We start from the raw sequence: 24737 nt of genomic DNA on the forward strand, positions 1-24737 counted from the left end.
TCATGAATCGAAATCCAGTGATCCCATTTGTTTTAATCATGGTGTTGGGGATTGGCCTTATCTTTTTCCTTTCCATTAAAGGTCTTGGCGACGCTGATGAGATGGCAAAGGGAAAAAAAGAAGGCGGTGCGAAGCAGGAGCAAGCTAGTTCAGGCGAGTTTGATCCAAAGGATTTTTATGCACAGACATGTGCTTCTTGCCACGGTCAAAACTATGAAGGTGGATATGGTCCATCTTTAAAAGGTGTAGGCGATCGTTATTCCAAGGATGAAATCAAGGATATCATCCAGCATGGTAAAGGCGGGAAAATGCCTTCAGGTTTGGTATCCGCGGAGAATGCTGATGCGATGGCTGATTGGCTGATGAAATTGAAATAATCAAAAGGTAAAAGAGAATGGCTGTTTAAGTGCGGACAATCCCTCAAGGACGGGAAATCGTTTTTTGGAGGAAGTTTATCCCCTTTTATGTCGTTCTCTTTTTTTATGGCGAAAATCACGTTACAATGATATAAAAAGGGTGCTTTCACAAAGATTGTTGTTTTTAACAGTTTTCCTGATGAAAATTCATCATAGGGTGTTGATTGGAGCGGAATGTGCAAGACTCCAGAGGGTTCAGCGGGCAAGGTGAGACCTACAGCGGATATCAACATTGCTCAAATAGCAACTACTTTACGAAAGAGCCTATAAAAAATACATAAATGTGGTGAGATTAAGAGTGAACACAGAAAAATTATCAACACGGCTGGAAAGAGTCGCAAAACATATACCTAAAGGGGCGAGAGTCGCAGATATAGGCTCTGATCATGCGTATTTGCCGTGCTACTGTATCCTGAATGACATTGCGAGTTATTGCGTCGCTGGAGAAGTAGTCGAAGGCCCATATCGTTCAGCCTTGAATCAAGTCAAACAGGCGGGCCTGGAAAACCAAATTTCCGTTCGAAAAGGTAACGGTTTGGAAGTCATTTCTGAAAATGAAGTAAATTGCATTACGATTGCAGGGATGGGCGGTCCATTAATCGCTTCAATTCTGGAAGAAGGAAAAAACAAGCTGGATGGAGTCGATAAGTTGATCCTTCAGCCTAATATCGGCTCATACTCATTACGGAAGTGGCTTTTGGATAACGGATGGGAATTAGCGGAAGAAGAAATAATCGAAGAAGATGGAAAAATATACGAAATCCTTGTTTCGGTTAAAGGTACTCCTATGAAACCATATCAGCATTTAGAATCGGAACTATTAATGGGTCCATTTTTAATGAAGGAAAATAATGAGGTGTTTCGAAAAAAATGGGAAGCAGAGATGAAACAGTGGAAAATTATTTTAATGCAATTGGAACAGGCAGGGGAAAATGAAAAAGCCAAACTAAGGAAAGCCGAATTATCCGGAAGAATCGAGCTCGTACAGGGGGTGTTATCAACATGAAAAAAGTCAATGGACACGAGGTCATCAGTTTATTTGAAAGCTTCTCCCCGAAGCAGTATGCCCTGGAAGGCGACCCGATCGGTTTACAAGTAGGTAGTCTGAATAAGCCGGTCACGAATGTGATGGTTGCTCTGGATGTTCTGGAGGAAGTGGTGGATGAAGCCATTTCGAATGATGTGCAGCTCATCATAGCCCATCACCCCCCGATATTCAGGCCGATGAAGAAGCTTGTCACTGATAGCCCTTCAGGACGAATATTGGAAAAATTAATCAAACATGATATTGCTGTTTATGCAGCACACACAAACCTCGATGTGGCTGAAGGAGGGGTCAATGATTTATTGGCTCAGGCCCTTCAGTTGAAGGATACGCAAGTACTCGTAGCGACGCATGTTCAGAAATTGAAGAAGCTTGTTGTGTATGTTCCTTCCGAAGCAGAAGGCGCAGTCCTTGAAGCGTTAGGCAGAGCTGGTGCCGGAGCGATTGGGGATTACAGCCACTGCAGTTTCAGTTCTAATGGAACAGGAAGGTTTTTACCAGGGAAAGATTCTAATCCATACATTGGTACTCAAGGGAAACTTGAGGAAGTGGAAGAATCCAAGATTGAAACCATCTTTCCGGAACATTTAGAGAAAAAAGTCATTTTTGCCATGCTAAAAGCTCACCCCTATGAAGAAGTGGCCTATGATATTTATCAACTTGAAAATTCTGGTGCGGAATTAGGATTAGGCAGGATAGGCGAATTAGAGAATGAAATGAGCCTGCGGGATTTTTCGTTATATGTAAAAAAAGTATTCAATTTAGAAGGTCTCAGAGTCGTTGGGGAAATGGAGTCCAAGGTTAAGAAAGTAGCTGTCTTAGGCGGCGATGGCAATAAGTATTTTTCCCAAGCAAAATTCAAAGGTGCAGATGTTTATGTTACAGGCGATTTCTATTATCATACCGCTCATGATGCCATGATGATGGGCCTTAACGTTGTAGATCCCGGCCATAATGTTGAAAAGGTCATGAAAGCAGGAGTGGCACATCGCCTTGAAACCCTTGCTGAAGGAAAAGGGTGGGACGTTCAATTTAGGGCATCCACAATCAATACAGATCCATTTACTTATTTGTAGCCCTTTAAATTTTCATGATGAGTCGAAAAAAAGAAGCTGATCCGCACAATTAAAGTGCGGATTCAGCTTCTTTTTATGCATTCGATGATAATTTAGGTTTCTTAACTTTGGGAAGTATTTTGTTAAGTGGAACTGCGTGCTCCTTGTTCCATGTCGATTCATCTTCAGGATCGTAACCTTCCAAGAATTTAATGACTTCTTTGACGATTGGCGTTGGGGTAGATGCTCCGGCCGTGATGGCAACTTTTTTGACATCTTTTAGCCAAGCCATATCGATTTCCGATACATCTGAAATCCTGTACGCAGTCGTTCCGGCAATTTGCTCGGATACCTGAGCCAACCTATTGGAATTATTGCTTTTCGGGTCCCCTACAACTAAAAGCAAATCTGCTTCTCCTGCTTGTTCGGCAACCGCTTCTTGCCTGACTTGTGTTGCCAGGCAGATTTCTTTATGCTTTTCGGCGTGAGGATATTTCTTCTGGACCATTTCCATGATATCGCCGACATCCCACTGGCTCATTGTCGTTTGGTTGGTGACAATGATTTTATCACTATTGATGGTTAATTTTTTTACATCTTCAACAGATTCCACAAGATGAACAATTTGTGGTGCCACTCCGACAGCACCTTCCGGCTCAGGGTGTCCTTTTTTCCCGATATAAATCACTTCATAACCGGCCGCTTCTTTCTCTCGGATTAGGTCATGCGTCTTCGTAACATCAGGACAAGTCGCATCGAGTGTAACGAGTCCTTTCTGTTTGGCGATCTCTCTCACTTCGGGAGAAACACCATGGGCCGTGAAAATGACGGTCCCACTTTCTACCTTTTCGATGATTTCTTTTCTATTCATCCCATCCAGGGTGATAATTCCTTCTTCTTCGAAAGCATTGGTCACATGCTGATTGTGTACGATCATGCCTAAAATATATATTGGACGAGGCAGCGACTTATCCAATGCTGCATTTCGTGCAATGACCATCGCGTCTACTACACCATAACAATATCCACGAGGAGCTATTTTCAAAACATCCATTTATAAATCCTCCTAATGTCTTCATCACTATCATCTTCTTATTATAAAGGACAATAAAAGAGAATACAAAATGCTGAATTTTTGGTTTATTGCGTGTGTATTTGGATTAATTCTTCTTGTATGAAAGGTCAAGAACGCCCCTTTGGGTAAACGTACGAAGGAAATTGGAGCAAATAAGCGGGGTGGGCTCAGCGCAAGCACTGGGGACGCGGCATATTGAAGAGATTGTTAACCTTTACTAATGCGACTAACTTAAGGAGAACAGACGGCATAAAAAAAAGAGGCGCAAATATAGAACCTCTTTTCACAAAAATTATATATATAGTTTTGGTTTTGACCCTCCCGTTGTGGAAGCAGCGGGCTGATCATCCTCTGAATCCCACGAGTCATCGTTCGATCCTGTTGATTCAGAAGTAGGTGTCCTTTTTCGGCGAGCTGGTTTTTTTTTCTTTTGTTCAGTATCCTCTGCACTGCTGTCATCAGAGGTTGTCGAAGCTTCTTCAGTGGTCGCTGCTTCATCCTCGCTGGTAGCACTCTTCAATCCCCTATACAGTCTCCACATAGCCGGAATGTTGCGAAGCATTGGTCCATATTGCTGCACCATTGGCCCGAATTGACCGGCTGTTTTCAGAACTGATTGGGTATTGCCTAAAAATGATTGAATCGTGCCCGGGTTGGTAAGTCCACTTAGTAAGGATCCTCCTTGTCCGGCGCGTTCAAAGCCGGTTAATGCACTTCCAGCTCCTGCTGCACGACTGCCTGCAGCAGCTCCGCCCGATTTTTGAAACAACCTCGAAAGGATTCCTCCACTACCGGAATTAGGACCGCCCCTATTTCCAAGTAGTCCTCCAATGCCAGGATTAGAGCCTCCCCTTTTTCCAAGCAATCCCCCTCCTCCAAGAGGTGAGCGCCTCATTTGCTGCTGACCCATCATCATCGGTCCGCGCCTCCCGAAAGGCGAAGGTCCCCCTGGCCCCATGTTTGGCCCAGGCCCCATGCGCGGCATTCCCATCCGAGATGGTGAAAAGTTTCTTGGCGGCATATTTTACCCTCCTTTCATAAGCCCATATTCTCTATATTAGAATATGCATAAATGTTGAAACGGTCTGGTTAAAAGCACAAATCTTTTCACTTTTCCATGAATGTTGATTGTCATGGATTCAAAAGGAGACAAATTGAAGTGTTTTACGTTAATGAAAAAAGGAATTATCAAGAAAGTTGCTGGAAGCGGAAGGTTCTAGATCCCGCAGCGAAGCGAGGAGAGGTTGGGCGGATTATGTTCGGCTCGTCCTAGAGAAATGCCCGGTATTTTTCTTCGTGCGAGGTGTCGCTGACGAAGCTTTCCTTGTCCTGTGCCTACATCGAACGGTCTTACTTTGTGTGAGGTCCCCTCAAAAAGCGAACATCCTGCAGCTGAAGATCAACCTTTCAAATGGTTTGTCAAAAGAGACAAAGTTGATAATAAGGTCGTGAGAAAGTTATCCCAATATCATTTGTCAACGAACTGTTTCATTGATTAAGTGGCACTTTTCTTAAATGTTTATTATAATTACAAGATGGACTTTTATCATGTTTCGACAAAAGGAGTGACATAATGGCGAATCATCAATTCGAGAAATTTCAATTTCAGCCATTTATCAATAGAGCAATTCAAGAAATAGGGTTTAAACAACCAACTGAAATACAAGAAAAAATGATCCCAACAATAATGAGCGGGAATAGTGCAATCGGTCAATCACAGACCGGTACCGGAAAGACACATGCCTATTTGCTCCCGGCAATCAACCTAATCGATCCGGAAAAAGATGAGGTTCAAGTGGTCATCACTGCACCGACTAGAGAATTGGCAAAGCAAATTTATCACGAAGTCCTGAAAATCACTAAATTTGCCGATTCACCTATCAGTGCTAGATGTTTTATCGGTGGAACGGATAAGCAGAGGACGATCGATAAATTAAAAACACAGCCTCAAATCGTTGTTGGAACGGCAGGAAGAATCAATGATCTCATGAAAGAACAAGCTCTGTTCATTTATACGGCGAAAATGCTTGTAGTCGATGAAGCAGATCTGATGTTGGATATGGGATTCATTCAGGATGTAGACCAAATTGCCGGTAAAATGCCTGAAGAGCTGCAAATGCTCGTATTCTCTGCGACAATTCCTGAGAAATTAAAGCCTTTTTTGAAAAAGTACCTGGAAAACCCGAGCTTTCAACATGTCCAGCCAAAGCAGCTATCTGCTGAAAAAATCGAACACATTCTTGTTCCTTTAAAAAGCAGGAAAAAAATCGATCTTCTTTACGATATGCTGGTAGCCTATAATCCATATTTGGCCATCGTTTTTACAAATACAAAGGCAAATGCTGATGAAGTCGCGGATTCCTTGATTGAAAGAGGTCTTAAAGTTGGCCGAATCCATGGGGATCTAAGTCCTCGAGACCGGAAAAAAATGATGAAGCAAATCATGAATTTGGATTATCAATATATCGTTGCGACCGATCTTGCTGCAAGGGGCATCGATATCGAAGGTGTCAGTCATGTCATCAATTTTGAGCTTCCGAGTGATCTGGATTTTTACGTCCATCGTTCCGGAAGGACTGCTAGAGCTGGATTATCCGGGATTTCAGCGACCATTTATACCCCATCGGATGAAGATGCACTCAATCAGCTTGAGAAAATGGGAATTCCATTTTCAACCGTGGATCTTCAGCAGGGAGAATGGGTAGAGGTTTCAGACAGAAACCGTAGGAAAAATAGAACGAAGCAGACGGATGATTTTGAGAAAAAAGCAAGAAAAATGATTAAAAAACCTGCCAAAGTCAAGCCGGGATATAAAAAGAAAATGCAGCGGCAAATCGATACGATGAAAAAAAGAGACAGACGCTTAAATAAAAAGAAATAATTTTCCATCTATAGGGAGAGTGTTTATTTATGCTTAAAATCGGATCTCATGTCTCCATGAGCGGCAAGAAAATGTTATTGGCGGCAAGCGAGGAAGCAGCTTCATATGGTTCCAATACCTTCATGATCTATACTGGAGCACCCCAGAATACTAGAAGAAAGAAAATTGAGGATTTAAATATCGAAGCAGGCCTTGAGCACATGAGCAGAAATGGGATTGCTGATATTGTCGTCCATGCTCCATACATCATCAACATCGGAAATACAACGAACCCCGACACGTTTGAACTTGGGGTCAATTTCCTGGCATCGGAAGTAGAAAGGACACAAGCAATCGGAGCAAAGCAAATCGTCCTTCATCCAGGTGCCCATGTCGGTGCCGGTGCAGAAGAGGGAATCAAAAGAATCATTGAAGGGTTGAATGAGGCTATCACAAAAGATCAGGATGTCCAAATCGCTCTCGAAACAATGGCGGGAAAAGGTTCTGAATGTGGTAGGTCTTTTGAGGAAATTGCCATGATCATCGATGGCGTCAAGCATAATGAAAAGCTGTCGGTTTGCTTTGATACTTGCCATACCCATGATGCCGGATATGACATTATTCAAGACTTTGACGGCGTTTTGAACGAATTCGATAAAATCATCGGTTTGGACAGGCTCCAAGTGCTGCACATAAATGATAGCAAAAATCCAACTGGGGCAAGAAAGGACCGTCATGAGAATATAGGATTTGGCCACATTGGTTTTGACGCCTTAAGCTATATCGTGCACCATCCACAACTGATGGATGTCCCAAAAATTCTTGAAACACCATATGTAGGGGAAGATAAGAAAAATAAGAAACCTCCTTACAAATTTGAAATTGAAATGTTGAGAAACAAAAAGTTTGAAGAAGATTTATTAGAAAAAATCAAGAATCAATAAGAATGTCATCATCATTTGTGCCCGGTTCCCGATCATATCGCAACCAAAGATGAAACACCATCTTTGGTTGCGATATAATGAAGGGGACCAGGCACTTTCCATTTTGTGCTCATGTTGAATTTTTTTACTGCGTAAACTGAACAAATAATGTGTTTACTTCCTTTGCCACACTTGGTCCGGCAATCTTGGCAATCTCTTTGATCAATTTTGATCGCTGGGCATCATCAAAAATGTTAATATTTTTCCCCCTGATATGAGCCGCAATTTTTTCTGCTTGAGCTTCATTGATTCGGACATTGAATTGTTTGGCATATTTCAATAATTCATCTGCCGTTACAGTGTTCATTTTGTGGTTTATTACATTTTGCAATAATTTCATCGCGCATCACTCCTTAACAAATTCTTATGTTAGAGACAAACGAATTGTGACGAAAAAATTGCAGGTACGAGCATAAAATATTTAATAAAGATGATGGAAAGAGGGGAAGCAATGGTTAAAAAAGTACATAGAAAAGAAAGTGTCGGGCATTTAATCTATCGGTTCATTTTAATCGTGATCGGTGCAGGGCTGGCATCTACAGCAATTGAGTTGTTCCTGGTGCCGAATCGGATTATTGATGGCGGCATCATCGGAATATCGATGATTCTTAGTTTTTTGTTTTCAAACAAGGTTCCATTGATTAATTTTGGGACGCTGGTCGTTATATTGAATTTGCCGTTCATGTATTCCGGCTACAAGCAAATAGGCAAAACATTTATGGTTTCATCCATTTTCGCAGTCATTTCATTGGCGGTAATCGAGCAGCTTCTTCATCATATGAAGCCTTTTATCAATGAGCCGATCTTAGCGACTGTATTTGGCGGCCTGATTTTAGGGATCGGTGTCGGGCTAGTCATCAGGAATGGGGGCTCTTTGGATGGGACGGAGATATTGGGGATCATTTTGACGAAGAGACTGCCGTTTTCTGTGGGAGAATTCGTTATGTTCATGAACGTCTTTATTTTTGGCTGGGCTGGCTTCGTCTTTGGGATAGAGGAAGCAATGTATTCTGTCATGACATATTACATTGCATTTAAAACGATCGACACGGTCATCCAGGGGCTAGATGAAACGAAAGCTGTCATAATCGTCTCTGACCACTATGAAGAGGTTTCTGAGGCAATATTGGACCGTTTGGGACGAGGGACGACGAAGCTGAGAGGGAAGGGTGGATATACAGATAATGACAAGGATGTCATTTATGTGGTCGTCACAAGATTGGAAGTAACCAAGCTGAAATCCATCATCGCCGACATTGATAAAAATGCGTTTATTACAATAATGAATACTCAAGAAACGAAAGGTGCACGATTCAAATCTGCGATTCATTAATGAAAATATCAATGGATTTACTTTTTGATCAAAATCCTGTATACTACTTCATGTTTACAAATCGGAATCATTCTTATTTTAAGGTCGTGATGCAATGAAAAATTCAAATTTAGTCATTGAATTAAAAGATATAAGCTTTCGCTACGAGCGTGAAAATGTGCTTGAGGATATAAATTTAGAAGTTCCTAAAGGTGCCTTTCTCGGTTTGGTAGGACCGAATGGATCAGGGAAATCGACATTGCTGAAGCTGATCCTCGGCTTATTGAAGCCTCAAAAAGGGGAGGTTTTCCTATTCGGTGAAAAGCAATCGAAATTTTCAGGGTGGGATAAGATCGGTTTTGTTTCCCAAAAAGCCAATTCATTTAATTCGGGCTTTCCGGCAACTGTTTATGAAGTAGTGGCAAGTGGACTGACAAAAAAAATCGGCTTGTTCAAATTTATTGATAAAAACGATAAAAAACAAGTGACTGAGGCTGTTAAAGCAGTGGGCATGGAGGCTTTCCTTCACCGGAATATCGGGGAGCTTTCAGGAGGACAGCAGCAGCGTGTCTTTATTGCGAGGGCAATCGTCAGCAGTCCTGAAATCTTGATCTTGGATGAGCCGACGGTAGGTGTCGATGCTAAAAATGTTCAGTCGTTCTATGACATGCTGGACAAGCTGAATCATGAGCTGGGAATCACTTTATTACTAGTCACACACGATATCGGCACAATCAGCAGCAAAGTTACCCATGTCGCGTGCTTAAATAAACATCTGCATTTCCACGGAAGGGCGGATGAATTTGAAGAGCAAAGCGGCCAAGATTTATCACAATTTTACGGGCATGATGTCCATGTGTTGGAACATCATCATACTCATTAACTGTAGGTGAATGTATTGATCAGTGCAATTTTTCATTATCAATTTTTACAAAATGCTTTTCTGACGGGAATCATTATCGGGGTGATCGCACCGTTGCTTGGTGCTTTCATCGTGGTCAGGAGGTTATCTTTAATTGCGGATGCCTTAAGCCACGTCACCTTGGCCGGAATCGCAGGAAGCCTATATTTAAGTAAAGAGGTACCTGCTTTTGCAAATTTAAATCCTCTGTATTTGGGAATGGGCTTTTCAGTTTTAGGATCCGTTTTCATCGAACGGCTTCGAAGCGTCTACAAGCATTATCAGGAACTTGCCATCCCGATCATCCTCTCAGGAGGGATCGGCATCGGTGTAATTTTTATTTCCTTGGCAAATGGGTTCAATACGGATTTGTTCAGTTATTTATTTGGAAGCGTCAGCGCCGTCAGCCGGAACGACCTTTGGATTGTTGCTGGGATCAGTTTGGTAGTGGCCTTGACCGTCATCTTCCTTTATAAGGAATTATTCCTCCTTTCGTTCGATGAAGAGCATGCAAAGGCATCTGGAATTCCTGCGAAAGCCATTCATTTCATTTTCATCGTCATGGTCGCATTGGTCATTGCAATTTCCATGAGGATCGTCGGGATCCTGCTTGTTTCAGCACTGATGACCCTTCCTGTTGCAGCCAGCCTAAGAATTGCAAATGGCTTCAAGCAGACGATTTTGTTTTCCGTTATTTTCGGAGAAATCTCTGTCATTGGAGGATTAATCAGTGCATTTTATTTGAACCTGGCACCAGGTGGAACAATCGTGGTCATTTCAATACTTATCTTGCTCGTGACCATCATCATAAAGAAATTCCGTACTGGTTCAATTAAATGAGGTGGTAAATATGAGGATTGAAAAAGCAATTGAAATGTTGAAAGACGAAGGGTACAAAATCACGGATAAACGGGAGCAGATGCTCGAGTTATTCTCAGGTGCCGATAAGTATCTGACAGCCAAGGATGTGTTTGATCATCTTAAAAATGATTTTCCTGGAATAAGTTTTGACACGATTTATCGGAATTTATCTTTGTTCGCTAAATTAGGCATTTTGGAAGAAACCGAGCTATCAGGCGAAATGCTGTTTCGTTTCAATTGTTCCACTTCGCATCATCACCATCATTTTATCTGCCTGGAATGTGGAATGACGAAACAGATCGAGACGTGTCCGATGCCGGAAGTGAATTTGAAGTTAAAAGGGTTTGAAGTAACCGGACATAAATTTGAAATTTACGGAAAATGCCCCGATTGTATGTAAAAAGTGCTAAATGAGAAGTAGTAAAAAGCGCCTGTCCATTGGACAGGCGCTTTTTCTTTACTTTTGTGTGCTCATTACCCAATTTTCGACCCATTGATTAGCTTCATCCCAGTCTTTTACACGGATGACGCCGGAAGGGATCGGGTCTTGGTTATATGGGGTGTCAAATAATATGACAGGTATGTTCAATGCTTCATGAATGGCAACAGCGTTGTCGTGCTTATCCTCGAAAAAGATATCGACATTATGCTTCTTCGCTGTTTCAACCTTGTGGTGAGACCCAATTAATTCGATATGGTGATACTCCAGGGTATTTTCATCAAACCAATTTTTGGTTACGTCCAGAAGGTGTGATCCCCTGGCGCTGATGAAAAATAATTCGAATTTGTTTATCCAATCATTTAAAACATCTTTTGCACCATCAGCTAATGGGGATTCGGCATAGATTTTCGGTTCTGCCTGTTTAAACCAATTGGAAAATTGTTCTGGTGAAATATCCAATACTTCAGTTAATTCATATTGGGTAATATCATTAAGTGAAAGCTCGAGATCGAACTTTTGATTAATATAAGGAATCAATGTCTCTGGTGAAGTTACAGTGCCGTCAATATCAATACCAAATCTTTTTGTCATTTCAGAATCTCCTCACTTTTTAATCCCTATAAAGTGTATCACAATTTTTTGCATTTGCTAAAAAAAACTTTATGTTCTCTTATTGCTCCAATTGTGCTAAACATTGACATGTTGATTTTTGCTCTTGAAGCACAAACTAAAAGTGCTCCTACAATTGAAAGTGAGGGGATCCGCATGGATGAAGAACGACGTTTAGATAATATCGAACATGATCTTCGCCATGGTGGCGAGTATGTAGATGATCCAGATCGCGACTATCGCTCAGATTATCATAATGGCGAAGATGTGGATGATGTAAAACGTGATTATGATGCTGATTATCGCGAGGAAACCGCGGCTGAATTGGCTGCGCCAATGACAATTGACAGAGACTATGATCGAGATTTGGATGACGAAGAGGCAACAGGGGGGCAAGTGACAGCCTATGCAGGGCTGGCGCTTTCAATTATATCCTTGTTTGTGCTTCCGGTCATATTAGGGGCTGCCGGAATTGTACTCGGATTCATTGCAAGAAGAAAAGGATCAGATGCAATCGGTGCTTGGGCAATCGGTCTTGGTGCTGTCTCCATTATCATCGGGATATTTGTTTTACCCTTTTTCTAGGGTGTTATAGCTTTTCCAAATAGGAGCATTGAAAAAAATGAGGGTGGCACAAAACATAGCTTTTGTGGCACCTTCTTTTTTATTTTAATACTAAATGCTTTTAGCCTCTACTCGCATAGGTTATAGGTTGTTGTTATTCATGAAGGGGAGAGAAGAGTTGATTTTTGCTTTCCGAGGCGCGGGAGGTGAGCCTACTCTCTCCGCTGCGGGGTCTCGCCTTGCCCGCTAATCCCTTCGGAGTCGCTCCAATCAACTTCATAAGATGAATGATTTCCGCGAGAAGCTTTAAAAACAATCTTTGCAAAAGGCTCTTTTCTCATGCTTTGTTGCTATAGCTAATAAATTGTTTAAGCAAAGTTTCAACTTCTAAATAGCGAATACGGAGAAAAGAGCTGGAAAACTTTCATTCAACGAACAAAATAGCTGTTTTGCGTTAAAATCGGAGAAAGGGAGAACCCAGGAGGCGCTGGCTGAGGTGGCCCCCGACCCACCCGCGGAAAGCGAAGACTTGCACGGAAATCAACGGTGGTATTTAACAAAGACTTTCTAAAAAAAAGCTGCCTCCAAAAGGTCATAGAGCATGACCTTTGAAGACAGTCCTTTGCGTTAAGCTTCCTGTTTTTCTTCTTCTTGTTTTTTATAGTATTCCTCAGCGATGAGATCAATTTCTTTTTTCAGTTCTTCCACCATTGTTTCTTCAGGTACTTTTCGAACGGTCTTCCCTTTACGGAACAAAAGGCCTTCTCCGCGTGCACCCGCGATGCCGATATCTGCTTCTCTTGCTTCACCAGGTCCATTGACTGCACAGCCCAAGACTGCCACTTTGATCGGTGCCTTGATTTTTTGGATGTACTCTTCTACTTCATTGGCGATGCTGATCAAATCAATTTCGATTCGCCCGCATGTCGGACAGGAAATCAAAGTTGCCGCATTTGAAGCCAATCCAAATGATTTTAGAAGCTCCCTTGCGACTTTTACCTCTTCGACAGGATCGGCGCTCAATGAGATCCGGAGAGTATTTCCGATTCCAAGGCTTAAGATGGCTCCAAGGCCAGCGGCGCTCTTAACCGTGCCGGCGAATAATGTTCCCGATTCGGTGATGCCCAAATGAAGCGGATAATCGAATGCTTTTGCTGCCTTTGTATAAGCTTCGATCGCTAAGTTGACATCTGATGCTTTCATGGAAACGATAATATCATGAAAATCAAGGTCTTCAAGGATCTTGATGTGATGCAGCGCACTTTCCACCATCCCGTCCGCAGTAGGATAGCCGTATTTTTCGAGGATCTTCCTTTCAAGACTCCCTGCATTTACTCCAATCCGGATAGGGATGCCTCGCTCTTTTGCTGCTTTCACGACAGCTTCGACTTTTTCGCGGCGGCCGATATTCCCAGGATTGATCCGAATTTTATCCGCACCGCCTTCAATGGCTTTAAGCGCTAATTTATAATCGAAATGAATATCCACAACGAGCGGGATATTAATCTGTTTTTTAATATCAGCAATGGCATTTGCCGCACGTTCATCTGGGCAAGCGACACGGACGACTTGGCATCCGGCTTCCTCCAAGCGGTGTATTTCTTTTACAGTGGCCTCTACATCATGTGTTTTTGTAGTGGTCATGCTTTGTATGATCAATTCATTGTTTCCGCCAATCGTTAAATTCCCGACTTTGACTGGACGCGTTTTTGAACGATGTATGATTTCACCCAAAGGTAATTCGCTCCTTTAATTGGTTTCTTGTCAATATGCTACGAAATTATTGTAACAGTGTAGGATATCTGTTGACAAGAAATAGGATGTGAATATACCCGTCACGAAGGAATTTTCATTGCGGATAAACGGGAAATTTATAGGTTTTCCCGCTTTGGATCGCTTCTGGTTTGATGCCCTTATTCAATTTTGAAAAATCTTGGATGACCTGGTCGATGGGAACTGGGATGGGGCCATTATGAAGCTTTTCTACAACGGTAAGGACGGTTTGTCCGGATGAGACTTGCACTTCCTCATATTTTTTGCCGGCATCTTCAGGTGGTGCAGCATCCTGATTTTTTGGATTTGAGGATGATGCATATGACACAGTGGGTAAAGTTCCGACATTTATATCATAATAAACACTATATACAAGGATGATAACTGCGAATAAAGCAATGATTTTTTTCATGGCTCCTGGTCCTCCTATCCAATTTGTATATGTGTATGCTTGTCCACTATATTTATGCTTGAAAAGGCGGGATCGTTGTATGAATGTGAAAAAGCTTACGTTTTTTATAGGGCTGCTTCCTTTTTTGATGGTATTAGGGAATTCGATGTTAATCCCTATACTTCCTTCCATCCAATCGAGTTTAAATTTATCTGCATCCCAAACCGGGGTCATCCTCAGTTCATTTAGTCTTCCTGCGGCTGTCATTATCCCATTTGTCGGTTTTTTATCGGATCGGTTGGGCCGGAAGAAAATGATTGGATGGTCTATCGCATTTGTTATTGGTGGAAGTGTTGTTTGTGGAGTAAGCGTCTTATTTCATGAATTTGCTTACTATATTTTATTGTTTGGCAGGGTAGCACAGGGAATTGGTGCATCCGGGACGACTCCTTTGGCAATGGCGCTTGTGGGGGATATTTTTGAGGACGGGAAAAGGGCTGAATCACTTGGGCTTTTAGAAGTTTTCAATGGAATAGGAAAGGTGGCTGCACCGATAATTGGAGCGGCGGCTGCATTGATTTCGTGGAATACTGCATTTTGGGTCTTCCCAATAGTTTCACTCATTGCCTATATCGGCATTAATAAAAATATTGGCTCAGCGCCTTCGGGAAGAGAACTGGAATCATTCAAGTCTTATATCTCCAACTTCAAAAAAGCCGTTTCAGATAAAAAATTGGTATTGTTTCCTCTTTTCGGTTTAGGGGCTATAGGATTGTTTTTATTATTCGGGCTTTTATATTTCCTGTCCTATTATATTGAAAATACATACCATATCGACGGCTTCTTTAAAGGTTTCGCATTTTTATTTCCATTGGGTGCCTTGACGTTGACATCTTATTGGACTGGCAATGCAATTAAAGAGAATGGGGAAAAAAAAGTGGCATACCTCTTTCTCGGAGCTTCCATGCAAGTGGCGATGTTTGGAATGATGCAAATTTTTGGAGGGTTTTCAGCACTACTATTCTTTATAACCGTTGCTTTTTCAGGTCTTGGTTTTATCCTTCCGGCAATCAATATGATCATCACATCCAGTGTCGATGACGGTGAAAGGGGTCTTGTCGTAAGCATATATGGAACAGCTCGTTTTTTGGGAGTCGCACTTGGACCGATCATTTACAGCAAATGGCTGCACCATACCGATGAAATGTTCAAATACACTTTTTTCATTTCATTCATCTCGTTGCTGCTATGCTTTTTACCTGCCGGGAAGAGGTTTTGGTTTAAAGCAATGAGGAAAGTGGGAGGGGTGTAAAAAAATGCCCTAAAGCAATTTAGCTTTAGGACATAGCACAAACGATCATTCCTGGACTTTTTTTCCTGGAATTTCCTTGATTGAAAGGTAAAGCATGATGATGATGATTAACCAGTCGAGAAGAGCGCTGAATGGTACGGTTGTTCTCAGTAAATCCATGATTGCAAAGAAGACGGTAGGCAGCGTGATCGCATATGCAGTGATCCGCCAGCTATGGCGATATGACAGCTTCCTTGATTGAGTTCTTGCTAAAGCAATTCCAACAAGAGCAAAGATGGATACCTTAATGAAACCAATAGCGGCGACGAAAATGTAGTAGACGATAAACAAAACAGGAAGAATGATCCAAATGTTGCTTTTGATTGTCTTAAGGAACGATGAAATTTTGTTATTATTTAGTGATAGACCATTAAATGTAGAGTAATCGTATTTATTTAATTGTCCATTCGAGGCAATTACAGCTTCATTTTTTAATAACGCAATCAAACTGCCCTTTTGTTTCAGTTCTTTTTCTGTCAGAGAATTTGTGGGATCGATTAAAATAGTCAATCCGTTTTTTTCAACGAATACTGGTTCCTCTTTTTCTGAGGTCAAAACTCCATTGTTAATCGAAAATTTAGGGAGTTCTTGATCGATTGTTTGACGTCCTGCTTCAATTCCCTTTAATGTCATATTTGTAAAGTGATATATAACTGGAATCGTGGAGATCAACATGATCATAAAAACGTAAAGTATTGTCTTGCCAATACCTTGAAAACGGAATCGTGCAATGTTCTTTGGTGAATATAGGCTTTTGATTAATTGTTGAAAGATATTCAAATATGACACATCCTTTTCATTTCTCAATTCCATTTTATTCTTGTTAATGAAAGACTATCAAGAACTAATGTAAAAATATTTTTGTGAATGATGGAGAATATTAAGAAAATGTAAATTACGGCTTAAATTCTTTACAATTCGTTCATAATTCAATGATAATAAGCACAAGTTTGTATTTTTAGTTATAGGGGTTGGATGAATTGGGTTTCAGTATCCAAGATATGATTTTTGAATTTCTTGGTGGTCTTGGTGTTTTCTTGTTTGGAATTAAATTCATGGGGGAAGGCCTCCAGAAATATGCAGGAGAACGGTTAAAATATATTCTGGACCGCTATACAAGCAACCCGGTCAAAGGGGTGCTTGCAGGGATGTTTGTCACGATTCTCATTCAGAGCAGCTCTGCTACAACCGTCATCACGGTTGGACTGGTGAGTGCTGGGTTCATGAAGTTGAGGCAATCAATCGGGGTTGTCATGGGTGCAAATATAGGGACAACGATCACAGCATTTATCATCGGGATCGATATGGGAAAATACTCTTTGCTCATTCTTGCAGCAGGATCTTTGCTCTTATTCTTTTTTAAAAGTCAAAAATTGCAGCATGCCGGACAGGTCCTATTCGGATTTGGAGGAATTTTTTTGGGGCTGGACCTTATGAGTTCAGGGATGGGTCCGCTCAAGAACCTTGAAGTCTTTCACGATCTTACGTTGAATATGAGCACCAATCCGATATTGGGGGTTGTGATAGGAACCTTTATCACCATCATTATCCAAAGCTCTTCCGTGACAATTGGAATTTTGCAAGAGCTTTATTCTCAGCACTTGGTGGAACTGAATGCCGCACTTCCAGTTTTATTCGGGGATAATATCGGTACGACGATTACGGCAGTTCTTGCATCGATCGGGGCAAGCATCTCCGCAAAGCGAACCGCACTCGTCCATGTGATCTTCAACCTAATCGGAACAATCATATTTTTAATCATTTTGCCATTTTTCACATCATCAATTTATTATCTGCAAGGAGCGTTTAATCTTCATCCACAAATGACAGTAGCAGTTGCTCATGGAGCGTTCAATGTCGCCAATACATTAATTCAACTTCCATTTGTGGGTCTGCTGGCATTCATTGTCATGAAGTTGATACCCGGGGATGACTCCCTTGTAAATTATCATACAAAATATTTGGATCCAGTTTTCATAGAACAATCTCCATCCATTGCTTTGGGACAGGGAAAGGAAGAATTATTGAGGATGGGGCATTTTGCCATCAGAGGACTTGAAGAAACAAAGTTGTTTTTTCAAACAAACTTGCAGCCACATGCGGAGGCTGTTGCCAAAATGGAAGAATCAATCAATTATTTGGATGGCAGAATAACCGATTATTTAATACACCTTTCTGAGAGCCCTCTTACAGCTGCTGAATCGGAACAGCATTCGATGCTGGTCAATACAATAAGGGATATCGAGAGGATTGGAGATCATTTCGAGAACATTGCAGAACTGATTGATTACCAACAGCAAAATAAAGTGCAAATGTCCAATGAGGCAAAACAACAATTAAATGACATGTTCCAGTTGACCATCGAGGCCGTCAAATTTTCCATTCAATCTTTGGACCACAGTGATAAAGAGCTTGCCAAGGACGTTGTAATGAAGGAAGAACAGATAGATAAAATGGAAAGAAAGCTAAGGAAAATGCATTTATTGCGTTTAAATTCGGGAGATTGTACGGGGCAGGCAGGAATCGTTTTTGTGGATATCGTCAGCAATTTGGAGCGAATCGGTGATCATGCAGTCAATATTGCTGATGCCGTATTGGAACTAAAACAGTATTAGGAGGTGTGGACCCATTGGAATGGCTTTATTGGACAATCATTACCATATTATTTTTAATTTCATTTGTGGGTCTCATTTATCCGATTATACCAAGTGTTTTATTTATTGTAGCTGGATATTTGCTGTACGGGGCGTTCTTTTCGTTCAATCAATTTGGTTGGGTCTTCTGGTCTGTTCAGCTGCTGTTTACCTTGCTGCTTTTTGCCGCCGATTATCTGGCCAATGCATTGGGAATAAAAAAGTCTGGAGGCACTAGGGCAGGAGTATGGGGCAGTACGATCGGACTATTGATTGGCCCTTTTATCATTCCTGTTGCCGGCATTTTGGCAGGTCCATTTTTGGGAGCAGTATTGGCTGAAATCATTGTCCATCGAACAAATTGGAAAAAGGCGGTCAAAATCGGAATCGGATCGTTGGTCGGCTTTGTCAGCAGCATTTTGACAAAAGGGATCATTCAGCTTGTAATGATCGGTTATTTTTTATTAAGGGTGTTTTCGTAAAGATTATTGTTAAAATCCTGATGCCGATTTTAACGCAAAAATAATTATTTTTTTGTTGAAATAAAATTTCCGGCCGCTACGCTATTTTGAAGTTGAAACTTTGCTTAAACAATCCTACTTTATTACTTAAAGCAACAAAGTATGAGAAAAAACCCTTAAAAGTGGCTATTTGATGTTGGACAGAGCGGAAGGGGCGAGACCGCACAGCACAGCGAGGATACTCACCGACCTCCCCTCGGATAGCGAGCAAATCGACCTTTTCATAACCTAGTTGAACAGCAAAAAACTTTGCAAATGGGGACTAACGAAAATAGTCTTTTGATACGTTTATTTTTATTGAATTTGGGAAAATTATTTATGTTGTTCAAAAGCTGTTACAACGCTGTGCATTTTATTTGAACGATTCAACCAATTTTGGTAATCTTATGATGAAACCCGAATCAAATCCGATTCGGAAAATACGACTACATAAAGGGAGGAATTATTCATGGCATACGAATTACCAAAACTTCCATATGCTTATGATGCATTAGAACCACATATCGACAAAGAAACAATGAACATTCACCACACAAAGCACCACAATGCTTACGTTACAAAAGTAAACGATGCATTAAGCGGGCATGATGAGCTATTAAACAAATCCATTGAAGAATTGGTATCCAATTTGGATGCAGTTCCAGAGGCTGCTCGTACGGCAGTTCGCAACAACGGAGGCGGCCATGCAAACCACTCCTTATTCTGGACAGTTCTTTCTCCAAACGGCGGAGGAAACCCTACTGGAGAACTTGCTGATGCAATTGAAAGCAAGTTTGGAAGCTTCGACAAATTCAAGGACGAATTTGCGGCAGCTGCAGCTGGACGCTTTGGCTCAGGCTGGGCATGGCTGGTCGTTAACAATGGCGAGTTGGAAGTAACAAGCACACCTAACCAGGACTCTCCATTAATGGAAGGCAAAACGCCTATCCTAGGATTGGATGTCTGGGAGCATGCTTACTACCTTAACTATCAAAACCGCCGTCCAGACTACATTTCTGCATTCTGGAATGTCGTGAACTGGGACGAGGTTTCAAAACGCTTTGCATCTGCTAAATAATAATGATTGATTGGCTGGCCCTTCCGAGGAAGGGCCAGTTTTATTTTGTTTAGATTTTTAAGGCGGGACTGTATCCCTTTTTTTGTCAGTTTGAATGTTCCTGTATAATGACTCCTTTTTTTCCTAAAAATATGTCTAGGAAAAAGGGGAGTTCATAATGATGAAAAAATGGTTCAGAGAGGTTGAAGTGACAAAGGATTTATTCCTGTTATTAATAATAGGGGGTATATATTCTTTAAGCATTGCGTTATCGAATACGTTTGTGAATATCTATTTATGGAAACAGTCTGGGAAATTCGTCGATCTAGGCATATATAATTTAAGTATAGTGATTTTTCAGCCCTTGACGTTCATTTTGGCTGGCAGGTGGGCGAAAAAGATTGACAGGGTGATTGTCCTCAGGATTGGGGTGATTTTTTTAGCCTTATTCTACCTTTGCGTTTTATTTGTAGGAGAGCATGCTTCAAAAAACCTTTTTTTGCTCGGAGCCTTGCTTGGCGTGGGCTACGGGTTTTATTGGCTGGCATTCAACGTGTTGACCTTTGAGATAACAGAACCTGAAACCAGGGATTTTTTTAATGGTTTTTTGGGTGCTTTGACATCTGCAGGCGGGATGATTGGTCCGATCCTGGCAGGTTTTATCATTTCGAGATTTATGTCTTACAAAGGATATACGATTGTCTTTGCCATTTCCTTAGGACTTTTCTTTTTAGCGGTAGTATTAAGCTTTTCATTGAAGAGAAGGCCGGCAGAGGGAAAGTATTGGTTTCTGCGGATTTGGCAGGAGAGAAAACACAATGAAAATTGGAATTTGATCACAATGGCACATTTCTTTCAAGGACTGCGGGAAGGGACGTTCATTTTTGTCATCTCGGTTTTCGTCTTTATTTCAACAGGAAGTGAATTTGCCCTTGGAACGTTTGGATTGATTAATTCTGGGATCTCTTTTATCGGATATTCCATCGCTTCAAAAGTTATCAAAAAAGAATTTAGGAAAAAGGCCATTTTATTGGGGGGTCTGATTCTCTACGCAGCCATATTCCTCATTGTTTTTAAAATAAGCTACCCACGTCTTTTGATTTATGCGGCCACGATTGCCATTGCCTATCCGATGCTCCTTGTTCCATATATCTCGATGACATATGATGTGATAGGCAGAGGATGGAAAGCAGCAGAAATGCGGATTGAATATATTGTCGTAAGAGAAGTTTTCTTGAATTTGGGGCGTTTTATCTCGATTATATGTTTTATCATCGCAGTGACCCAATTCAATGATGCTAAAAGTATTCCTTTTCTACTCGCGATATTGGGGGCAGGGCATGCGTGCATTTATTTCTTTGTCAGGAAGATCCATATCCAGGCAACTTAACATGGGAGGACGCATACCCCCTCCTTGAAAATTTATACAACATAAAGAATCCATTCTACTATAGAAAAAAGATGGTGTTTCTTTTACAATACAATAAGGATTAAAAATATTGTAATTTACATGAGAGGATTGTTAGAGCGTTGAAAAAAATGAAAAAAAAGAAAAAGACACATGTACCATTTAGGATGAATGTGTTGTTTTTTGTTGTCTTTTTGCTGTTTTCATTATTGATTCTGCGATTGGGCGTTGTGCAGATTGTTTTCGGGGAAAATTACACGAGGGAAGTGCAGCGTACAGAGGATGTAACGGTCAACACTTCCGTTCCTAGGGGGAAAATTTTCGATAAGAATGGCAAGGCAGTTGTGGATAACACCCCGCTTAATGCCATTACATATACGCGTACACAATCTACTACCCAAAAAGAAGAATTAGATGTTGCAAAAAAACTGGCAAAAATGATTGATAAGCCTGACGATAAAGTAACATTGCGTGAAAAGAAAGATTATTGGATGATGAAATTTCCCGATTTGGCTAAAAAGAAGATCACAGATGCCGAGTGGAAAAAATACGATAACCAAAAATTTTCCGAAGATGAACTATACAATCTCAAACTGGACCGAATATCTGACGGCGATTTGAAAATGCTCACGAAAAACGATCTAGAGGTCCTTGCAATCTATCGGGAAATGATAGGTGGTTATAATCTCGTTCCACAAATCATTAAAAAGGAAGGTGTGACTCCTGAAGAATTCGCTGTCGTTAGCGAGCATCTGAAGGAACTCCCTGGTGTTGACATTACCACTGACTGGGATCGATACTATGCTTTTGGATCTACTTTGAAATCAATCCTTGGAAATGTTTCTCGATCTGACCAAGGTCTTCCGAAAGAATTGGCGGACTATTATGTTGCGAGAGGCTACAGCCGGAATGATCGAGTCGGGACAAGCTATATTGAACAGCAATATGAAGATGTACTTCAGGGAGAAAAAGCAAAAATAAAGAATATTACCGACAAATCGGGTAATGTCACCGATACGCAAACCATTTCGAAAGGTCAAAGAGGAAATGATATTGTGCTATCTGTCGATATCGAATTGCAGCAAAAAGTGGAGAAGATAATTGAGGATGAGCTATTGGCGGCAAAGAAGACTCCTGGCCATGAATTGCTGGACCGTGCGTTTGTCACAATGATGGACCCCTATACAGGTGAAATTCTTGCGATGGCAGGGAAGCAATACGTAAAAAATGAAAAAACGGGAAAACCGGAGCTTAGGGATTTTTCACTTGGAAACTTCACTACTTCTTATGCAATGGGATCAGCTGTAAAAGGTGCTACCGTCCTGACTGGATATAAAACAGGCGCAATAAAGCCGGGAGAAAAAATACAGGATGAAACGCTCCATATCAAGGGGACGCCTGACAAAAGTTCATGGAAATACATGGGTGTGATCAATGACCTGACTGCTTTGAAGCAATCTTCCAATGTATATATGTTCAAAACAGCCATCAAGATTGGTGGAGGACAATACCGGCCGAATGAGCCGCTTCATATCAACATGGATGCATTCGATACAATGCGAAACAGCTTTAAGCAATTTGGCTTGGGGGTACGGACCGGAATCGATCTACCAGGAGAACAAAAAGGATATGAAGGCTGGACGCAAGCTCCAGGTCTGCTTCTGGACTTTGCGATCGGGCAGTTTGATACCTATACCCCTCTTCAAATGGCTCAATATGTATCCACGATTGCCAATGGGGGTTACCGTATGGAGCCTCATATTGTAAAGGAAATAAGAAAACCCGTTGAAAAATCCGGGGAGATGGGTCCGGTTGTAGAAGAAATTGAACCAAAAGTGTTAAATCATCTGGATATGAAGCCTGAATGGATCAAGCGGGTCCAGGAAGGATTCCGTGAAGTGGCACAAGAGCCGGGTGGAACTGCCTATTCGGCATTTTACGGCCATACTGTCAGCAGCCATCCTACCGACTACAGCCCTGCTTCCAAAACGGGGACTGCGGAAGGGCTTTATGATGGTCCAAAGCGCCAGGAATTCGTAAATGCTGGAAAAGAAGTTCCGATGACTTGGAATTTGACGCTTGTCGGTTATGCACCGAGCGATCATCCAGAGGTGGCATTTTCTGTTGTCGTTCCATGGGCATATCAAGATGATCCTGCAAACCCGAGGACAAATACGAATATCGGAAAAAAAATCATGGACGCCTACTTTGATTTAAAGAAGGAACGTGAAGAAAAAGGATTGAATAAATCCACCTCCGTTCAAAAAGTTGAAAATATCGATGATGTTCAAAAAGGCTTGGCCGAAGCAAGAAAAGAAAACGATGAAGGCATCACTAAAAAAGACCAACAATAGGAATTATTTACACCTGACATCAGTCAGGTGTTTTTTTTTGATTACTGCACATAATAATAATGTTCCATTTGATGGCAAGCAGGAATCGAATTTAGTCGAATTTACAAAACCTTTACAAACGATTAAAACCAAATTAATAGTCATCTATTAATCTATTACTCGTAGGACAAAACAACCATTAGTTTTAGGGGGAATTAAGAAATGAAAAACCTAAAGAAATTCGGTCTACTTATGATGGTAGCCATGATCGTAGCATTTGCCGCAGCATGTGGTAACGGCAATAACAGTGCAAGCGATGGAGATAACAAATCTTCAGATGGTGGTAACAAAGAGCTTTCAGGTTCATTGGTCATTTCAGGTTCTTCTGCAATGCAGCCACTTGTTGCAGCAGCTGCTGAACAATTCATGAATGATAACCCAAGCGTAGACGTTCAAGTTAACGCTGGTGGTTCTGGTACAGGTCTTTCTCAAGTATCTGAAGGTTCCGTGCAAATCGGTAACTCTGACGTTTTCGCTGAAGAAAAAGACGGCATCCCTGCTGACAAGCTGGAAGATCATAAAGTAGCGGTTGTTGGTATGACTGCAGCTATCAATCCTAAAGTAGGTATTGACAATATCTCTAAAGAAGATTTAATCAAAGTTTTCACTGGTAAGATCACAAACTGGAAAGAGCTTGGCGGAGCTGACCAAAAAATCACGCTTGTAAACCGTCCTGATTCTTCCGGTACTCGTGCGACATTTGTAAAATTCGGCCTTGATGGCGCAACACCTGCTGAAGGCATCACTGAAGATGCGAACAATACAGTTAAGAAAATCATCAACGAAACACCTGGTGCAATCGGATACCTTGCTTTCTCTTACTTGAATGACGATAAAGTAAAAGGTCTTTCCATCGACGGCGTGAAACCTACTGATGAAAATGTTCAAAGCGGAAAGTTCCCAATCTGGGCTTACGAGCATTCTTATACAAAAGGAAAAGCTGATGGCTTAGCGAAAGCATTCATCGACTACATGATGAGCGACAAAGTTCAAAACGATCTTGTTCCTAACCAAGGATATATCGCTTCATCTAAAATGAAAGTTGAACGTGACGCAAAAGGAAACATGAAGTAATTCAATGCTTTCAAAGTGAAGGCAATTCATGCAA

At 41.3% G+C, this 24737-nt stretch carries 24 protein-coding genes; 17 read left to right on the forward strand and 7 right to left on the reverse strand.

Features of this window, described 5'->3' with window-relative positions:
• Nucleotides 1-2 precede the first annotated feature (2 nt).
• From cccA to D9X91_RS02080, 3 genes are all read left to right on the forward strand, one after another.
• Nucleotides 3-377: a cytochrome c550 gene (gene cccA / locus D9X91_RS02070; RefSeq protein ID WP_121678885.1), complete on the forward strand. Its 375-nt coding sequence runs from the start codon at nucleotides 3-5 to the stop codon at nucleotides 375-377.
• A 337-nt stretch (nucleotides 378-714) separates the two neighbouring features.
• On the forward strand, nucleotides 715-1422 hold the full coding sequence (locus D9X91_RS02075) for a tRNA (adenine(22)-N(1))-methyltransferase (protein WP_121678886.1): 708 nt from the start codon (nucleotides 715-717) through the stop codon (nucleotides 1420-1422).
• Nucleotides 1419-2537 (forward strand): Nif3-like dinuclear metal center hexameric protein, encoded by a 1119-nt coding sequence (locus D9X91_RS02080; RefSeq protein WP_121678887.1) that lies wholly within the window; start codon nucleotides 1419-1421, stop codon nucleotides 2535-2537. Before D9X91_RS02075 ends, D9X91_RS02080 begins: the two co-directional genes overlap by 4 nt.
• A gap of 73 nt (nucleotides 2538-2610) precedes the next feature.
• On the opposite strand, the gene D9X91_RS02085 is transcribed toward D9X91_RS02080, so the two are convergent.
• Both D9X91_RS02085 and vrrA read right to left on the reverse strand, forming a co-directional pair.
• Nucleotides 2611-3570 carry a 4-hydroxy-3-methylbut-2-enyl diphosphate reductase gene (locus tag D9X91_RS02085; RefSeq protein ID WP_121678888.1) on the reverse strand — a complete coding sequence of 320 codons (960 nt, stop codon included), beginning with the start codon at nucleotides 3568-3570 and terminating at the stop codon, nucleotides 2611-2613.
• A gap of 313 nt (nucleotides 3571-3883) precedes the next feature.
• The gene (gene vrrA / locus D9X91_RS02090) at nucleotides 3884-4612 is read right to left on the reverse strand and encodes a VrrA/YqfQ family protein (protein WP_121678889.1); all 729 of its coding nucleotides are present in this window, start codon (nucleotides 4610-4612) and stop codon (nucleotides 3884-3886) included.
• A 552-nt stretch (nucleotides 4613-5164) separates the two neighbouring features.
• Between vrrA and D9X91_RS02095 the strand changes: the two genes are divergently transcribed.
• Nucleotides 5165-6472 (forward strand): DEAD/DEAH box helicase, encoded by a 1308-nt coding sequence (locus D9X91_RS02095; protein WP_121678890.1) that lies wholly within the window; start codon nucleotides 5165-5167, stop codon nucleotides 6470-6472.
• A 29-nt stretch (nucleotides 6473-6501) separates the two neighbouring features.
• A complete protein-coding gene (locus D9X91_RS02100; protein WP_121678891.1) occupies nucleotides 6502-7395 on the forward strand; it encodes a deoxyribonuclease IV in 894 nt (297 codons plus the stop codon).
• Between the two features lie 124 nt (nucleotides 7396-7519).
• Here D9X91_RS02100 and D9X91_RS02105 read toward each other — a convergent pair whose 3' ends face one another.
• Nucleotides 7520-7774: a DUF2624 domain-containing protein gene (locus D9X91_RS02105; protein WP_121678892.1), complete on the reverse strand. Its 255-nt coding sequence runs from the start codon at nucleotides 7772-7774 to the stop codon at nucleotides 7520-7522.
• Between the two features lie 111 nt (nucleotides 7775-7885).
• On the opposite strand from D9X91_RS02105, the gene D9X91_RS02110 reads away from it, so the two are divergent.
• The 4 genes from D9X91_RS02110 (at nucleotide 7886) to D9X91_RS02125 (ending at nucleotide 10908) form a co-directional block, all read left to right on the forward strand.
• Nucleotides 7886-8767, forward strand: coding sequence for a YitT family protein (locus D9X91_RS02110; protein ID WP_121678893.1), 882 nt, complete (start codon nucleotides 7886-7888; stop codon nucleotides 8765-8767).
• A gap of 94 nt (nucleotides 8768-8861) precedes the next feature.
• The gene (locus D9X91_RS02115) at nucleotides 8862-9629 is read left to right on the forward strand and encodes a metal ABC transporter ATP-binding protein (protein ID WP_121678894.1); all 768 of its coding nucleotides are present in this window, start codon (nucleotides 8862-8864) and stop codon (nucleotides 9627-9629) included.
• A gap of 15 nt (nucleotides 9630-9644) precedes the next feature.
• Nucleotides 9645-10487 carry a metal ABC transporter permease gene (locus D9X91_RS02120; protein WP_121678895.1) on the forward strand — a complete coding sequence of 281 codons (843 nt, stop codon included), beginning with the start codon at nucleotides 9645-9647 and terminating at the stop codon, nucleotides 10485-10487.
• A 10-nt stretch (nucleotides 10488-10497) separates the two neighbouring features.
• The gene (locus D9X91_RS02125) at nucleotides 10498-10908 is read left to right on the forward strand and encodes a Fur family transcriptional regulator (RefSeq protein WP_121678896.1); all 411 of its coding nucleotides are present in this window, start codon (nucleotides 10498-10500) and stop codon (nucleotides 10906-10908) included.
• Between the two features lie 57 nt (nucleotides 10909-10965).
• On the opposite strand, the gene D9X91_RS02130 is transcribed toward D9X91_RS02125, so the two are convergent.
• Nucleotides 10966-11541: a hypothetical protein gene (locus D9X91_RS02130; RefSeq protein ID WP_121678897.1), complete on the reverse strand. Its 576-nt coding sequence runs from the start codon at nucleotides 11539-11541 to the stop codon at nucleotides 10966-10968.
• A 174-nt stretch (nucleotides 11542-11715) separates the two neighbouring features.
• On the opposite strand from D9X91_RS02130, the gene D9X91_RS02135 reads away from it, so the two are divergent.
• Nucleotides 11716-12144, forward strand: coding sequence for a DUF4190 domain-containing protein (locus D9X91_RS02135; RefSeq protein WP_121678898.1), 429 nt, complete (start codon nucleotides 11716-11718; stop codon nucleotides 12142-12144).
• Nucleotides 12145-12750: 606 nt separating this feature from the next.
• Here D9X91_RS02135 and ispG read toward each other — a convergent pair.
• Nucleotides 12751-13848: a flavodoxin-dependent (E)-4-hydroxy-3-methylbut-2-enyl-diphosphate synthase gene (gene ispG / locus D9X91_RS02140; protein ID WP_199738065.1), complete on the reverse strand. Its 1098-nt coding sequence runs from the start codon at nucleotides 13846-13848 to the stop codon at nucleotides 12751-12753.
• A 124-nt stretch (nucleotides 13849-13972) separates the two neighbouring features.
• Nucleotides 13973-14308: a hypothetical protein gene (locus tag D9X91_RS02145; protein WP_121678900.1), complete on the reverse strand. Its 336-nt coding sequence runs from the start codon at nucleotides 14306-14308 to the stop codon at nucleotides 13973-13975.
• Nucleotides 14309-14387: 79 nt separating this feature from the next.
• Here D9X91_RS02145 and D9X91_RS02150 point away from each other — a divergent pair, with 79 nt between their 5' ends.
• Entirely contained in the window at nucleotides 14388-15599 is a 1212-nt protein-coding gene (locus D9X91_RS02150) for an MFS transporter (protein ID WP_158598212.1), read from the forward strand.
• Between the two features lie 45 nt (nucleotides 15600-15644).
• Here the strand turns inward: D9X91_RS02150 and D9X91_RS02155 are convergent, their stop codons facing one another.
• Nucleotides 15645-16418, reverse strand: a complete 774-nt coding sequence (locus tag D9X91_RS02155; RefSeq protein ID WP_121678902.1) for a DUF1189 domain-containing protein — start codon at nucleotides 16416-16418, stop codon at nucleotides 15645-15647.
• A 200-nt stretch (nucleotides 16419-16618) separates the two neighbouring features.
• Here D9X91_RS02155 and D9X91_RS02160 point away from each other — a divergent pair, with 200 nt between their 5' ends.
• The 6 genes from D9X91_RS02160 to D9X91_RS02185 all read left to right on the forward strand — a co-directional run bounded on the left by D9X91_RS02160 (nucleotide 16619) and on the right by D9X91_RS02185 (nucleotide 24703).
• Nucleotides 16619-18253, forward strand: coding sequence for a Na/Pi cotransporter family protein (locus D9X91_RS02160; protein ID WP_199738061.1), 1635 nt, complete (start codon nucleotides 16619-16621; stop codon nucleotides 18251-18253).
• Nucleotides 18254-18267: 14 nt separating this feature from the next.
• Nucleotides 18268-18753 carry a DUF456 domain-containing protein gene (locus tag D9X91_RS02165; RefSeq protein ID WP_121678903.1) on the forward strand — a complete coding sequence of 162 codons (486 nt, stop codon included), beginning with the start codon at nucleotides 18268-18270 and terminating at the stop codon, nucleotides 18751-18753.
• A 487-nt stretch (nucleotides 18754-19240) separates the two neighbouring features.
• On the forward strand, nucleotides 19241-19849 hold the full coding sequence (gene sodA, locus D9X91_RS02170; protein WP_121678904.1) for a superoxide dismutase SodA: 609 nt from the start codon (nucleotides 19241-19243) through the stop codon (nucleotides 19847-19849).
• A gap of 157 nt (nucleotides 19850-20006) precedes the next feature.
• Nucleotides 20007-21218: an MFS transporter gene (locus tag D9X91_RS02175; RefSeq protein WP_121678905.1), complete on the forward strand. Its 1212-nt coding sequence runs from the start codon at nucleotides 20007-20009 to the stop codon at nucleotides 21216-21218.
• A 149-nt stretch (nucleotides 21219-21367) separates the two neighbouring features.
• The gene (locus D9X91_RS02180) at nucleotides 21368-23590 is read left to right on the forward strand and encodes a peptidoglycan D,D-transpeptidase FtsI family protein (RefSeq protein WP_121679018.1); all 2223 of its coding nucleotides are present in this window, start codon (nucleotides 21368-21370) and stop codon (nucleotides 23588-23590) included.
• 201 nt (nucleotides 23591-23791) lie between these two features.
• Complete coding sequence (locus D9X91_RS02185; protein WP_121678906.1) at nucleotides 23792-24703, forward strand: phosphate ABC transporter substrate-binding protein; 912 nt, start codon at nucleotides 23792-23794, stop codon at nucleotides 24701-24703.
• Nucleotides 24704-24737: the final 34 nt, after the last annotated feature.

The sequence above is a fragment of the Falsibacillus albus genome, assembly GCF_003668575.1.
GTDB classification, from domain to species: domain Bacteria; phylum Bacillota; class Bacilli; order Bacillales; family DSM-25281; genus Falsibacillus; species Falsibacillus albus.

What these genes read in the sequence shown, in the direction of transcription:
- cccA (WP_121678885.1), top strand. Translation starts at nt 3, where the DNA reads ATGAATCGAAATCCAGTGATCCCATTTGTTTTAATCATGGTGTTGGGG.
- D9X91_RS02080 (WP_121678887.1), top strand. Translation starts at nt 1,419, where the DNA reads ATGAAAAAAGTCAATGGACACGAGGTCATCAGTTTATTTGAAAGCTTC.
- D9X91_RS02085 (WP_121678888.1), bottom strand. Translation starts at nt 3,570, where the DNA reads ATGGATGTTTTGAAAATAGCTCCTCGTGGATATTGTTATGGTGTAGTA.
- vrrA (WP_121678889.1), bottom strand. Translation starts at nt 4,612, where the DNA reads ATGCCGCCAAGAAACTTTTCACCATCTCGGATGGGAATGCCGCGCATG.
- D9X91_RS02095 (WP_121678890.1), top strand. Translation starts at nt 5,165, where the DNA reads ATGGCGAATCATCAATTCGAGAAATTTCAATTTCAGCCATTTATCAAT.
- D9X91_RS02100 (WP_121678891.1), top strand. Translation starts at nt 6,502, where the DNA reads ATGCTTAAAATCGGATCTCATGTCTCCATGAGCGGCAAGAAAATGTTA.
- D9X91_RS02105 (WP_121678892.1), bottom strand. Translation starts at nt 7,774, where the DNA reads ATGAAATTATTGCAAAATGTAATAAACCACAAAATGAACACTGTAACG.
- D9X91_RS02110 (WP_121678893.1), top strand. Translation starts at nt 7,886, where the DNA reads ATGGTTAAAAAAGTACATAGAAAAGAAAGTGTCGGGCATTTAATCTAT.
- D9X91_RS02115 (WP_121678894.1), top strand. Translation starts at nt 8,862, where the DNA reads ATGAAAAATTCAAATTTAGTCATTGAATTAAAAGATATAAGCTTTCGC.
- D9X91_RS02125 (WP_121678896.1), top strand. Translation starts at nt 10,498, where the DNA reads ATGAGGATTGAAAAAGCAATTGAAATGTTGAAAGACGAAGGGTACAAA.
- D9X91_RS02130 (WP_121678897.1), bottom strand. Translation starts at nt 11,541, where the DNA reads ATGACAAAAAGATTTGGTATTGATATTGACGGCACTGTAACTTCACCA.
- D9X91_RS02135 (WP_121678898.1), top strand. Translation starts at nt 11,716, where the DNA reads ATGGATGAAGAACGACGTTTAGATAATATCGAACATGATCTTCGCCAT.
- D9X91_RS02145 (WP_121678900.1), bottom strand. Translation starts at nt 14,308, where the DNA reads ATGAAAAAAATCATTGCTTTATTCGCAGTTATCATCCTTGTATATAGT.
- D9X91_RS02150 (WP_158598212.1), top strand. Translation starts at nt 14,388, where the DNA reads ATGAATGTGAAAAAGCTTACGTTTTTTATAGGGCTGCTTCCTTTTTTG.
- sodA (WP_121678904.1), top strand. Translation starts at nt 19,241, where the DNA reads ATGGCATACGAATTACCAAAACTTCCATATGCTTATGATGCATTAGAA.
- D9X91_RS02175 (WP_121678905.1), top strand. Translation starts at nt 20,007, where the DNA reads ATGATGAAAAAATGGTTCAGAGAGGTTGAAGTGACAAAGGATTTATTC.
- D9X91_RS02180 (WP_121679018.1), top strand. Translation starts at nt 21,368, where the DNA reads ATGAAAAAAAAGAAAAAGACACATGTACCATTTAGGATGAATGTGTTG.
- D9X91_RS02185 (WP_121678906.1), top strand. Translation starts at nt 23,792, where the DNA reads ATGAAAAACCTAAAGAAATTCGGTCTACTTATGATGGTAGCCATGATC.